The organism is Blochmannia endosymbiont of Camponotus (Colobopsis) obliquus, assembly GCF_000973545.1.
Taxonomy (GTDB): domain Bacteria; phylum Pseudomonadota; class Gammaproteobacteria; order Enterobacterales; family Enterobacteriaceae; genus Blochmanniella.
The window spans coordinates 644,206-657,817 of sequence record NZ_CP010049.1; the positions used below are offsets into that span (position 1 = coordinate 644,206).

Annotated in this window: 11 protein-coding genes and 1 pseudogene; 1 reads left to right on the top strand and 11 read right to left on the bottom strand. The window is 26.5% G+C overall.

Translation table 11 applies throughout. The features are described 5' to 3' along the window. Positions 1–285 precede the first annotated feature (285 nt). The 3 genes from rlmN to BOBLI757_RS02695 all read right to left on the bottom strand — a co-directional run bounded on the left by rlmN (position 286) and on the right by BOBLI757_RS02695 (position 3,283). On the bottom strand, positions 286–1,371 hold the full coding sequence (rlmN, locus tag BOBLI757_RS02685) for a dual-specificity RNA methyltransferase RlmN (RefSeq protein WP_046305214.1): 1,086 nt from the start codon (positions 1,369–1,371) through the stop codon (positions 286–288). Positions 1,372–1,432: 61 nt separating this feature from the next. Then, on the bottom strand, positions 1,433–1,852 hold the full coding sequence (gene ndk / locus BOBLI757_RS02690; protein ID WP_046305215.1) for a nucleoside-diphosphate kinase: 420 nt from the start codon (positions 1,850–1,852) through the stop codon (positions 1,433–1,435). 255 nt (positions 1,853–2,107) lie between these two features. Continuing rightward, the gene (locus BOBLI757_RS02695; protein WP_046305475.1) at positions 2,108–3,283 is read right to left on the bottom strand and encodes an IscS subfamily cysteine desulfurase; all 1,176 of its coding nucleotides are present in this window, start codon (positions 3,281–3,283) and stop codon (positions 2,108–2,110) included. 779 nt (positions 3,284–4,062) lie between these two features. Here BOBLI757_RS02695 and BOBLI757_RS02700 point away from each other — a divergent pair. After that, the gene (locus tag BOBLI757_RS02700) at positions 4,063–4,875 is read left to right on the top strand and encodes an inositol monophosphatase family protein (RefSeq protein WP_046305216.1); all 813 of its coding nucleotides are present in this window, start codon (positions 4,063–4,065) and stop codon (positions 4,873–4,875) included. Between the two features lie 74 nt (positions 4,876–4,949). On the opposite strand, the gene glyA is transcribed toward BOBLI757_RS02700, so the two are convergent. The 8 genes and pseudogenes from glyA to lepA all read right to left on the bottom strand — a co-directional run bounded on the left by glyA (position 4,950) and on the right by lepA (position 13,403). After that, complete coding sequence (gene glyA / locus BOBLI757_RS02705; RefSeq protein WP_046305217.1) at positions 4,950–6,191, bottom strand: serine hydroxymethyltransferase; 1,242 nt, start codon at positions 6,189–6,191, stop codon at positions 4,950–4,952. A 412-nt stretch (positions 6,192–6,603) separates the two neighbouring features. Beyond that, a complete protein-coding gene (gene tadA / locus BOBLI757_RS02710; protein WP_046305220.1) occupies positions 6,604–7,110 on the bottom strand; it encodes a tRNA adenosine(34) deaminase TadA in 507 nt (168 codons plus the stop codon). Positions 7,111–7,457: 347 nt separating this feature from the next. Then, entirely contained in the window at positions 7,458–7,838 is a 381-nt protein-coding gene (gene acpS, locus BOBLI757_RS02715; RefSeq protein ID WP_046305222.1) for a holo-ACP synthase, read from the bottom strand. Continuing rightward, positions 7,838–8,594, bottom strand: a pseudogene (locus tag BOBLI757_RS02720) (pyridoxine 5'-phosphate synthase). Before BOBLI757_RS02720 ends, acpS begins: the two are co-directional and overlap by 1 nt. 243 nt (positions 8,595–8,837) lie before the next feature. Further along, positions 8,838–9,737 carry a GTPase Era gene (era, locus tag BOBLI757_RS02725; protein ID WP_046305224.1) on the bottom strand — a complete coding sequence of 300 codons (900 nt, stop codon included), beginning with the start codon at positions 9,735–9,737 and terminating at the stop codon, positions 8,838–8,840. Next, on the bottom strand, positions 9,730–10,422 hold the full coding sequence (gene rnc / locus BOBLI757_RS02730; RefSeq protein ID WP_046305225.1) for a ribonuclease III: 693 nt from the start codon (positions 10,420–10,422) through the stop codon (positions 9,730–9,732). The genes era and rnc overlap by 8 nt, the downstream gene beginning before the upstream one ends. Before the next feature lie 168 nt (positions 10,423–10,590). Continuing rightward, positions 10,591–11,589 (bottom strand): signal peptidase I, encoded by a 999-nt coding sequence (gene lepB, locus BOBLI757_RS02735; protein WP_046305476.1) that lies wholly within the window; start codon positions 11,587–11,589, stop codon positions 10,591–10,593. Positions 11,590–11,603: 14 nt separating this feature from the next. Beyond that, positions 11,604–13,403 carry a translation elongation factor 4 gene (gene lepA, locus BOBLI757_RS02740; RefSeq protein ID WP_046305227.1) on the bottom strand — a complete coding sequence of 600 codons (1,800 nt, stop codon included), beginning with the start codon at positions 13,401–13,403 and terminating at the stop codon, positions 11,604–11,606. Between the last annotated feature and the right edge of the window lie 209 nt (positions 13,404–13,612).

Genomic DNA, 13,612 nt, shown 5'->3' on the forward strand with positions numbered 1-13,612 from the left:
TTAAACAAAAAACGTCTAATTAATCTTATTATAAAATAATCATGAAATACAAAAAAAGAAATAAACAAAATATTTACATACATTGCATATACAATTTTTTTAACTAAATTAACAAAATTTAAAAAAACAACTATTTTTTGTTTACTATGATATAAAATACATATAATCTCAAATAATTAAGCATGACAACCTATACAATAAATATAAACAACATATTTTTAAAAATAAAGCAACAACAAGAAATACATCGTTATGGTTATTTTATTAACCTAATTATTAAAATTATTAATTAATAATATTATTAAAATTAACTATACGGTTAGTCACTTTACCTATCAATTGTCCACACGCAGCATTAATATCACTCCCTCTGGTTTTGCGAATAGTAGTAATTAAACCATAACTCATTAAAACTTTAGCAAAACAATCTATGCGCGCACTAGAACTACATTGATAAGGAAAATAAGAAATAACATTCCATGGTATCAAATTTATTTTACAAGAAATATCTCTTAATCTATTTGCCAACTCATGAGCATGTTCAACATAATCATTAACATAATTTAACATAATATATTCAAATGTTACCATCCCATGAGCAGCTTTAGATTTAAATAAATAACGGCGTATAGATGATAATAAATCATCCATATTATATTTACGGTTAATAGGCATAAGCTGATTACGTATTCTATCATTAGATGCATGAAGAGAAACAGCCAATGCTACATCAATCATATCAATAAATTTATTAAGAGCAGGTACTATACCAGAAGTAGAAATAGTGACATGCCGTTTAGATAATTTAAAACCTATATCATCTAACATAATTTCAATAGCTGGCACAACATTGGAAATATTTAACAAAGGTTCTCCCATACCCATCATAACAACATTGGTGATAGGATAACGACTGATAATCTTTTTATCTTTAATCATTTTATTTATAATCCATACCTGACCAATGATTTCTGATACACATAAATTACGATTAAACCCTTGAAAACCTGTAGCACAAAAAGTACATTGTAAACCACATCCAACTTGAGAAGAAATACATAAAGTTGAACGGTTTTTTGAGGGAAGAAAAACAGTTTCGATCTGTTGATTGCCCACTTGCATTGTTAATTTAATTGTCCCATCAAAAGAACGCTGTTTTTTTACAATTTTAGGAGGATGAATTTCTGCCAATGAATATAATTTATCCTGCAAAGTTTTTTTTATATTTGTCATGTGATAAAAATTACTGCAATAATAATGATACATCCAATGCATTACCTGATCTGCTCGAAAGTATTTTTCACCTAAAGAAACAAAAAAATCACGAAATTTTTTACGATTTAAATCAAATAAATTAATCTTTTTTTGCATATTAATACAAAATTACCTTTTTATATTCAAATAAATAAGAAATAATCAATAATTAAACATGTTAACAAATTTCAAGTACATTAAAAAAATAAGCAATTTCCCGCGCAGCTGATATCTTAGAATCTGATCCGTGAATTGCATTTTCTATTAAACTATCAGCATAATCAGCGCGTAAAGTACCAGGAGCAGCGTGTATTGGATTAGTATTTCCCATAACTTGACGATTACGATTTATAATATTTTCACCCTCTAAAACTTGCACTACTAATCGTTCTGATGTCATAAAATTAACCAAATTATTAAAAAACAATTTTTCTTTATGTTCAAAATAAAAACCTTCAACTTGTTTAGGAGTTAATCGTAGCATTTTAAAAGCGATAATAACAAAACCATGACTTTCTAAACGACTTATAATCGCACCAACTACATTTTTAACAATTGCATTGGGTTTTATAATTGAAAGAGTACGTTCCTGATGCATTTAATGATCCCTTATTTTGATATATTATTCCAATCACAATATTAAACTACTTAATTCAATTCAACAAATATAAAAATAATTTAAATTGACATAATAAAACATAAAAAAATATCTTATTAATAATAATTTTTCTCAATACTGTATAACATTGCAATCCACAATCTAGTATCTCTTTTATTAGAAAAAATAGTAAACAATCTACTAAAAATATAAAACATCTATAACAAAAATATAATTCTTAACCTCTCAAAATACTTATACAAAACCACCTAAATTATCCATTTCATATAAACCTGAAATAACATGTCTTATTTGATAGATTGCATAATCTATTTCTTCTATTGTGGTAAATCGTCCAAACGAAATTCTGATAGATCTATAAGCCAAATTATCACTTAATCCTATTGCTTTCAACACATAAGAAGGCTCAACTTGATTAGAAACACAGGCAGAACCATAGGAAATAGCAATATCTTTTAAAGCTGAAATAAGAACATTATTTTTTATTTTAGGAAAGCAAATATTTAATAATGTCGCAACCCCATGTTGTAAACTACCGTTTAATATAATACCATCAATTCTTTGTAAACCTTTCCAAAAACGATTACGTAACTTAAATAAACGAGATATTTCTAATGACATTTCTTCCTGTAAAATACGACATGCTTCTCCCATACCAACAACTTGATGTACAGGTAACGTACCAGATCGAATTCCACGTTCATGACCACCGCCATGCATTTGTGTTTGAATATTAATCATAGCATCTTGCCGTACATAAAGACAACCTATACCTTTAGGGCCATATAATTTATGAGCGCTAAACGACATCAAATCAATGGGCAAAAATACTAAATTAACAGGTAATTTACCGATACTTTGAGCAGCATCCACATGAAACAAAACACCATGACGACGACATAAATTACCAATTGCTTCAATATCCTGAACAATACCAATTTCATTATTTACATGCATAATAGAAACTAAAATAGTCTCTTTACGAAAAAAATTATTCAGATCATTTAATAAGATTAAACCATTTTGCTGTGGCACTAAATATGTAACATCAACTCCTTGAGACTCAAGGTACTGACAAGTATTTAATACTGATTTATGTTCTATCAAACTAGTAATAATATGACACTTATTTTTTTTACAATAAAACTCAACAACTCCTTTAATTGCTAAATTATTTGATTCAGTAGAACCTGAAGTAAAAATAATCTCTCTTGAATTTGCACCTATTAATGTAGCTATCTGACTACGAGCTAAATCAACAGCATCCTCCGCCTGCCAACCATAATAATGTGATCTAGATGCTGGGTTACCGAACACACCATCTAAAGTAAAACACTGCTTCATTTTTTCTAATACTCTATAATCCATCGGAGTAGTAGAAGCATAATCAAAATATATTGGCAATTTTATCAAAAAAATAACCCCTGCATAATGTAACTAATAACATTCTTATAATGCAATATTAAAAATATTAATGTTTACTCAAAATATAACCAAGTTATATATATAAATTTTTAACTACAATATAAAATTTACATACTCAAACAACACAATGAATAACTTAAACAATATTAAACATTATCAAATAATTTTAATTATACTTATTGTAAATTTTATTAAATCGTAAAATAGTAAACAAATCCAAAAATTTAGTTGCTATAAAAAATAAAATATCATAGTATCATAACAATAATAATATAGATTGTGAAATGTAATAACATATTCTTAATATCTTCTAACATTATTAATTTTTTAAAAATTTCATGTATTTTATAATGTCAACACCAATAAAAATAAAAATACAAAGATAATTAATAATATATATATAAATCAAGACGCCCTATTATTACACAATATAAAATAGTTAATGTCACAACATGAATCACATAAAATGTGGTAATATAATATACAGCATTTAACACATAATTATATATTATAAAATGTTTTTATTATACAGTTAACACATCTTTATCCCTAATTTTTCTTTAACACACTAAATATATATAAAATTAAAATTATACAAATAACATATATAAATATCAAATTAATAATCTAAGAATAATTATTTATTCTAATGTAATTATTAACAAAAAAAATAAATTAAGATCATAATTAATTATATATTTTATTCAATTACATATAACATTATTGAAGCTACATATATTATAAAGTTAAACGGATAAACATCCATGCACCCAATGCTTAATATCGCCATTCGTGCTATTAGAAAAGCTGGCAACTTTATTATTAGACAATACGAAATTCTTAACACTATAAATTATAAAATTCATTTAAACAAACACTTTATTATAAATTTTGAAAAAAAAATAACAAATATAATTATAGAAATAATTCACAAATCATACCCTTTACACAATTTCATTACAACTAGAAACAATTGTAATTATACTCAAAAAAACAATCATATACAATGGGTGATTGATCCATTAAATAATATTAATAACTTTATTAAAAAATTTCCGCATTTCGCAACATCCATTACTATTAGAATTAAAGGTCGTACAGAAATTGTCGTAATATACGATCCTATACGTAATGAATTATTTAGTGCAAATAGAGGAGGAGGTGCACTATTAAATGGTTGTCGTTTAAGATGTAGTATAAACAAAAATTTAGAAGATACTATATTAGCCACTTATTTTTCTGAAACTAATAAACAACAATCTATACATTTATTAAATAATTTATATATAAAATGCAAAGATTTCAGATATACCGGATCTTCTTTATTAGATCTAGCATATGTAGCTGTTGGGCGTGTAGATGGACTATTTGCAACTGGTATAAAACCATACAGCTTAATTGGCGGAGAATTAATAATTAGAGAAGCAGGAGGGTTGATGAGTGATTTACTTGGTAATACTAATTATCTAGTATCCGGTAATATTATCGCAGGCAACGCAAAAATAATTAAAGAAATATCTTTATTTTTTCGTATTTATCTAAATTCAAATTTAAACAAAAATCAAAAACATAATTAATCACTAAAATACACTTTTTAATCAAACTATGTTTTTTTTAAAAATTAAAACTATTAACTAATTGTATATATAAATTAATTAATTTGTACAGGATAATGTAAACAAATATCTAAAACTTTATTTTTAACACTACTAATCATATCCATATTATCAATATTTTCTAATATATCACATATCCAAGTTGCTATATCAGACACATTATCTCCGTTAAAACCTCGACGCGTAACCGCTGGCGTCCCTATACGTATACCCGAAGAAATTGAAGGATTTGTACAATCATTAGGAACACTATTTTTATTAACAATAATATTAGCCATGCTTAAAATTTCAGTAACCTTTTTACCAGTAAGATTTTTATTTATTAAATCAATTAAAAAAAGATGGCTATCAGTACCATTAGATACTACTTTAAACCCGCGTTGAATAAAAATATTAGCCATTATTTGAGCATTAGTAATAACTTGATGTTGATAATTTTTAAAAGACGGTTGCATTGCTTCTCTAAATGCTAATGCTTTAGCAGCAAGTACATGCATTAAAGGACCACCTTGACAACCAGGAAATACAGAAGAATTTAATTTTTTATAAAATTCTTTAGCACCACCAGATGCTAAAATTAAACCACCACGTGGACCAGCCAAAGTTTTATGTGTGGTAGCAGTAACAACATGAGCATAAGGAATCGGGCTAGGATATAAACCAACAGCAACAAGACCTGCTATATGTGCCATATCAACAAATAAATACGATCCTACATCATCAGCTATCTCTCTCATTTTTTTCCAATCTATTATTCTTGAATAAGCTGAAAAACCAGCTACAAGCACCTTAGGGCGATAACGTTTGGCTAAATTAGATAAATGCACATAATCAATTATCCCTTGATCATTTACTCCATAAGACACTACTTTATATAATTTACCAGAAAAATTTACTGAAGAGCCATGAGTTAAATGTCCTCCATGAGCCAATTGCATACCTAAAATTAAATCACCTGGTTTTAATAAAGCAGAATAAACAGCATAATTCGCTTGAGAACCAGAATGTGGTTGTATATTAGCATAATCTGCGCTGAATAATTTTTTTGCCCGATCAATACCCAATCTCTCTACTATATCAACATATTCACAACCACCATAATAACGTTGACCAGGATACCCCTCAGCATATTTATTAGTTAATGGCGTACCTTGTGCTTTCATAACACAAATGCTAGCATAATTTTCTGATGCAATTAATTCAACATGTTGTTGTTGACGTAAAATTTCTTTTTCTATAGCTTGCCATAACTCAAAGTCATAATCTGTAATATTCATTTTTTTTATGTTACAATTATTTTACTCGAAACAAACGATAAAAATTACATTATTTATTACATACAAATCCGTAAATCATCAAACAAATATTCTTTTTAAAAAAATTTGACAATATAACAAAGTAAATATAATCATTTTTTATAAACAAAACAAATTTTATTATTTTAAACTAAACACTACAAAATCATAAATTTAAAATAAAATTATTAATACTAATTTAGTAATAGTTAAAATATTTTATTACAATCATGATTATATAATAAAATAAGTTTTATGTGTAAAGATAAAAAACATAAATCAATATGACTATAATCCATTAACAAAAAAATATCAACTCACATCACAGTAATAATAAAACAATATACAATTATATTAATAATTTTATATCAACAATTAAATATATATATAAATTTCATTTATTAAACACAATATTTTTTATACGACGTCGTTGTTTAAAAAAATTACTAAGTTGTTTTGAACATAAACAATTTAATATACCAGTAGTAACAGATATGGAATGATTTATTCCAGGATACTTTAATATATGCATAAAAGATCCTACTGCACCAATTTTTTTATCTTTAGCCCCAAATACTAATCTATTAATACGAGCATGAATCATTGCCCCAACACACATAATACATGGCTCCAATGTTACATAAAGTGTTGTGTGTAATAATCGATAATTTCTTAATATTTTACCTCCACATCGTAATGCTAAAATTTCTGCATGAGCTGTAGGATCGTGATAATGAATAGAATTATTATATCCTATACCAATAACTTTATTATTTAATACTAAAACAGCACCAACAGATACTTCACCAACAGAAGTAGCCTGCTGTGCTAACATTAACGCACATCTCATCCAAAACTCATCGTCTACTTTATTAACAACATTTGATTCTGTTGCTTTCATACAGTATAACACCAAATTAAACATCCAATGAATCAACTAAAAACAATTTTTATTTTACAAAACTTAAAAATCATAACAATTGGAACAAATTATAAAAATCAAGCGTAAATTAATTATCTATATAATGTGAATATTAAATATTTAATAAATATTATAAATTTAATATGCTGAAATCATTGAAATAAATAACTATATTATATTTCATAAGCAATACATGATAAACTTAACATATTATAAGAACAAAAATTTAGAATGTAATCGAAAATATTTATATAACAGAAATCATTTTTTATATTCTAAAATAAATAAAACAAACAACATTTCAAAATACAATATTAAAACTAAACTTATTGTTCAAAAATCACTACTGCACAAGCATAAAATTTATCATCAGTCAAAGTTACATGCATGCGTAAAATAGATAATTTATTTGCTAAAATTGCAGCATTCAAAAATACACATAATTTTGGTTTACCTAATTCATCATTTAATATTTCAAATTGATTGTACGCAAGACCATATCGCATGCCAAATCCAAACGCCTTAACTGTAGCTTCTTTTGCAGCAAATCGTTTGGCTAAAAAGCAACTAGAACATTTTTCTTTATGATATCTTTTCAATTCTGCATCAGTGAGAATGCGTCGAGCAAATTTTTCACCAATTCGATTAACTATACATTTAATACGATTAACTTCAACAATATCAACGCCAATACCATAAATTGTCATCATTTATCTTGTGCTTTTAAAATCAAATATTTCATATCTTTCACTGCTTTTGATAAACTACAAAAAAATTGCACGACTAATTATAACATGACCTATATTCAACTCTTTAATTAATGGCAATGATGCTATCGATATTACTCTGTCATAATCTAAACCATATCCAGCATGCACTTCAAGACCATGTTGTAAAGCACAATAATGTATCCCATATTTTATGCGTTCAAATTCTAAACCACGTTGATTATTATCTATACATAAAGCAAAAATCCCAGTATGTATTTTAATACAAGAAGCACCTATATCAATTTCTGCCGAAATTTGATTTTCATCAGCATTAACAAACAATGATGATTTGATATCAAATTGATTAAGTTGAATAAGAAACTTAGATAATTTTGATTTTTTATAAGTATTAACATCTAAACCATATTCAGTCGTAATTTCTTTACGTCGCTCAGGTACTATGCAACAACTATTTGGTTGTAACTGACAAGCAAAATCTAACATTTCTTCTGTAACTACTATTTCTAAATTCATACGAGTTTGTATTGTTTTACGTAACATAAACACATCTCTATCACAAAATATGTATACAATCTTCACGCAAATGTACAATTATACTATCAGCAACAAAATGTTCAGCAACAAACGCTGTATCTATCTGTATGTACTGGATCTGGCCAAACAGACCACCGTTACTTGACGAAGAGTAGCTACATGATCAATATTTACACCTAATTTTAAACCAGATACCATATAATTAAACCTAATACAAATTTCAACAACCAAAACACCAAAGGTAATTAAAAATCTTTTTCAATAAACACGATACATTAAAAAATTAATACAATTGAAATTCAATCCATAACCCAACAATTCTAATTAATTTAGCAATCTATAGGTATATTATGATTCATTTACATATACAATAAATATAGAAAATACAAAAATTTTATTAAAAATAAACAACTCAAAACATAACAAAAAAATAATTTTAATTTATATCATGCCAAACCGTTTTGCTATAAATTTTTCAGATTTTACCTTTACCCATACTTCAAGATGTACTGCCATTTTAAACAAATTTTCCATATCTTGTCTAGCTGCAATACTAATTTTCTTAATTTTATCACCTTGCTTTCCAATAATTATCTTTTTGTGCTCTTCTCGTTTTACTACAATAGAACCATAAATCTTATAACCATAAGATTTATTTTTTTCACATTGATCCACATAAACTTTACTGATATATGGTAATTCTCCTCCTAAAAACCACATTAATTTTTCACGTATAATTTCTGATACTATAAACTCCTGAGAACAATTAGTAACATAATCCTTAGAAAACTGATGCTTTGCTATAGGTAAAATACTTTTTATAATATTAACTAACTTCATTGGATAAGTATCATTCTTAATGCAAACAGGTAACGTAACATAAAAATCTATTTGATTATTCAAAAACTGTATATGTGGTAACAATAATTTTTTATTATAAACCTCATCTACTTTATTTATTAATAAAATAATAGGACAAAAAACATCATGCAACTCATTTAATACCGCTTGATCATCATAAGTCCATTTTATACCTTCAACAACAAAAATAATTAATGTTGTTATTTTTTTTATTAAAATATCATAAATACTATTAATTTCTACAAGTTTATTTAACATACGTTTTTGAGTAAATTTAATAATCCCAGGGTTATCCTTGTAAATTATCTGATGTACTCCTGACGTACTGACCCCTATTATACTATACCATGTAGTCTGTGGTTTATCTGATACAATTGACAATTTTTTACAAATCAATTTATTAAATAAAGTAGATTTTCCTACATTTGAACGTCCAATTATCTCTACATAACCACAATAAGTAATTTTTTCTTCATGCATTTTGTTTATTAAAATCTAATATTTTAAGAACTTTATCTGCAGCATCCTGTTCAGCTTGTCTACGGTTAGAACCGCTACCAATGACCGGATAATCCAACTTGCTAATTTGACAATATATAGTAAATTTTTGACAATGAGATTCACCACTAACTTTAACTATCCAATAAACAGGAAGAGGCAAATGTAAACTTTGTAAATATTCTTGCAACCGAGTTTTTGGATCTTTTTGTTTATTATTTAAATTAATCTTTTCCAGACGTTCATTATACCATAAAATAATTAACTTTTCTACAGTTTGAATATTACTATCTAAAAATACACTGCCTATTAAAGCTTCTAATGCATCAGCTAAAATAGATTCGCGTAAACATCCACCACTTTTCATTTCCCCACAACCCAAGCGAAGACATTTACCTACATTAAATTCTCGAGATATTTCTGCTAAAGTATTTCTACGTACTAAAATAGCTCGCATTCTACTCATCACCCCTTCATCAACATGGGGAAACCTACCATATAAAACATTAGCTATTACATAATTTAATATAGAGTCACCTAAAAATTCTAATCTTTCATTATGAATATGACTAGCACTCCGATGAGTTAATGCTTGTAATAACAAATTATATTGATTAAAAATATAACCTAATTTATCTTGTAATTGATTAATTAATATAAAATCCATGTATTCCTAATAATAATAAAAAATGAAAACACAACAATTTTTGAAATATTTTCATATAAAACATTATCACATAACATAATTATTATGTTATATATAAACCAAATTTAATTTTTAATTATCAATAATCATATTAAATAATACATTGTTAAATTAAATATTCTATAAAAATTAATGAATAAAACCTATATGACCTAATCGTAAACCTGTAGGCCATTGGTTTTCCTGTTTTTCAAAACTCATCCAAATAATTATAGCTTGACCTATTATATTTTTTTCTGCAACACATCCCCAATAACGACTATCTGAACTATTATCACGATTATCACCCATCATAAAATATTCACCCTGGGGAACATACCACTCACATAATACACCATCATTATGATGGTCATCCTCATGATATATATTTCGTAACTGTTGACATGTAGGAATTGTCGTTGTTAAAATATTATGATTTACACCATCCAATGATTCTATACTTTGAATTAAACGAATTCCATTACCAAAATATTTACTAGAAAATATTTGAGAAAAACTACTGTGAATTTCTCTGTTGGAATCTACGCGAAACACTTGCACAAATTTACTGAAATGAACATTAGTATAAGTAATTGGCAACATAACACAAGAGGAATCTACACTTGCACAATTTGGATAGATACTCACATGCTTAGTAAAAGTATTATAAACAATCTTATCACCTGGTAAACCTATGACCCTCTTAATATAATTTAATTTTGTATTTAATGGATATTTAAAAACTACTACATCACCTCGTTTAGGATGTCCTGTAGACATTAATGTATTTTGAGTAATAGGATTTTTTATACCATAAGAAAATTTCTTTACCAAAATAAAATCCCCTACTAAAAGAGTAGGCATCATAGAACCAGACGGAATTTGAAAAGGTTCAAAAATAAACGAACGAATTATAAACACAAATAACAACATAGGAAATATTGATGCACACATTTCTAAAAAATCTAAAAAAAAATTCATAACTTTTTTTATAAAAAAACTTTTTTTATGAATTATAAAATATGATGCATTACAAATTTTATCAAAAAAACAACGACATAAAAATAACAACTTAAAATATTTTAAAAACCAAACAATAGCTGTAATACAAGTGCCAATTGCTAAAATTAAAGAAAATTCATTAATCATATTAATAATAAAATTCAATTTTTTTCTACATTAAAAATAGTTAAAAATATATCCTGAGGTAACATAATATTACCTAACTGTTTCATACGCTTCTTACCTTTTTTTTGTTTTTTTAACAACTTTTTCTTTCTACTTATATCCCTTCCATGACATTTTACTAATACATCTTTACGCAATTGTTTTACAATTGCTCGTGCTATAACACGATTACTAATAGCTGCTTGAATAACAACATCAAATTGTTGACGGGGTATTAATTCCTGTAATTTATTAACAAGTATTCGACAATGATAATTGGCATATTTTCTATGCATTATTAAAGATAACTCGTTAATATAATTACCATTAATTAATAATTTAATACATACTATATTTGCACAAGAAAAACGTTTGAATTCGTATTCTAATGAAGCATATCCATGTGATTCAGATTTTATTTGATCAAATAAATTAAGTAATACTTCAGACATAGGAATCTCATAAACAAAATTTACATAATCACCAAAATATGACACATTTATTTGCATTCCGCGCTTTTTAGCACATATTGATGCAATACCTCCAAAAAATCTTTTAGGTGATAAAATATTACACTCAACAATAGGTTCACGTATTTCTTTAATATATTGATCCATAGATAATAATCGAGACGGACTATTAACATATTGTATTTGATTATCAACAGTCAAAATTTCATAATTAATCATAGGAGCCGTAATGATTAGGTCAAGAGCATACTCTCTCTCCAATCGTTCTTTAACAATTTCCATATGCAATAAACCGAGAAAACCACATTTAAAACCACAACCAAAAGTTAAAGATATTTCCGGTTCATAAGACAACGAAGAATCATTTAAACTAAGTTTAACAAGAGCAATACGAAATGCTTCATAAGAAGAAGATGAATTAAGAGAAAAAATAGTAGCATATATATGAGGTTTAATTCTCTTAAAACCAGGTAATGCTTGTATCGCTGGTTTTAAAAACAAAGTTAAAGTATCTCCAACTGGAATACCAATTATATTTTTAGTTGCACATGTTAACCAACCTACTTCGCCACATCGTAATATCTTACGATCAACTTTTTGAGGAGTTAATATGCCTAACCTATCAATAAAATAACTATCACCAGTACTCATTAGAATTACTTTATCACCTTGACGTAAAGTACCATTTTTAATTCGTACCAAAGATACTACTCCAAGGTAATTATCAAACCAAGAATCAATAATTAATGCTTGCAATGGAGCATCATCTTCACCTTGTGGTGAAGGTATTCTGCAAAGTAAATTTTCTAACAATTCTGATACTCCAATACCAGTTTTTGCAGAACACAACAACGCATTTGAAATATCAATGTCTAAAATATTTTTTACATCTCGTAATACCTTACAAGGATTAGCTGAGGATAAATCAATTTTATTAATAACTAAAATAACTTCTAAATTTAACGATTTAGCAATATGATAATGAGAAATAGTTTGAGCTCCTATTCCTTGAACTGCATCAACTAACAGAAGAGCACCTTCACATGCAGACAAAGAACGAGATACTTCATAAGAAAAATCAACATGTCCTGGAGTGTCAATAAGATTCAATTGAAAATATTGACCACTAAAAGATCTATAATTTAATGTTACACTTTGCGCCTTAATAGTAATACCACGTTCCCTTTCCAAATCCATAGAGTCAAGGATTTGCGAACCCATTTTTCTAGTATCAAATGCACCACAAATTTGAATAAAGCGATCAGATAATGTTGATTTACCATGATCAACATGAGCAATAATAGAAAAATTACGTATATTATGCATTATTTAAATATTTTTACTTAAAAAACTATAAAATCAATAATTCCAATTCAACTAACTTTAATCAATTCTACTTAATTAAATACAATATAGTATGCCGAAATTTTTAAACAAAATTAACAATGAACCTATTTTATATAAACGCAACACTTAATCAATTACATTGACAATGAAAATAAAATTCAACAATTAAAATAATAATACATTCAACA

Coding starts and splice junctions, on each gene's coding strand:
- rlmN (WP_046305214.1), bottom strand. CDS start 1,371: ATGCAAAAAAAGATTAATTTATTTGATTTAAATCGTAAAAAATTTCGT.
- ndk (WP_046305215.1), bottom strand. CDS start 1,852: ATGCATCAGGAACGTACTCTTTCAATTATAAAACCCAATGCAATTGTT.
- BOBLI757_RS02700 (WP_046305216.1), top strand. CDS start 4,063: ATGCACCCAATGCTTAATATCGCCATTCGTGCTATTAGAAAAGCTGGC.
- glyA (WP_046305217.1), bottom strand. CDS start 6,191: ATGAATATTACAGATTATGACTTTGAGTTATGGCAAGCTATAGAAAAA.
- tadA (WP_046305220.1), bottom strand. CDS start 7,110: ATGAAAGCAACAGAATCAAATGTTGTTAATAAAGTAGACGATGAGTTT.
- acpS (WP_046305222.1), bottom strand. CDS start 7,838: ATGACAATTTATGGTATTGGCGTTGATATTGTTGAAGTTAATCGTATT.
- era (WP_046305224.1), bottom strand. CDS start 9,737: ATGCATGAAGAAAAAATTACTTATTGTGGTTATGTAGAGATAATTGGA.
- rnc (WP_046305225.1), bottom strand. CDS start 10,422: ATGGATTTTATATTAATTAATCAATTACAAGATAAATTAGGTTATATT.
- lepB (WP_046305476.1), bottom strand. CDS start 11,589: ATGATTAATGAATTTTCTTTAATTTTAGCAATTGGCACTTGTATTACA.
- lepA (WP_046305227.1), bottom strand. CDS start 13,403: ATGCATAATATACGTAATTTTTCTATTATTGCTCATGTTGATCATGGT.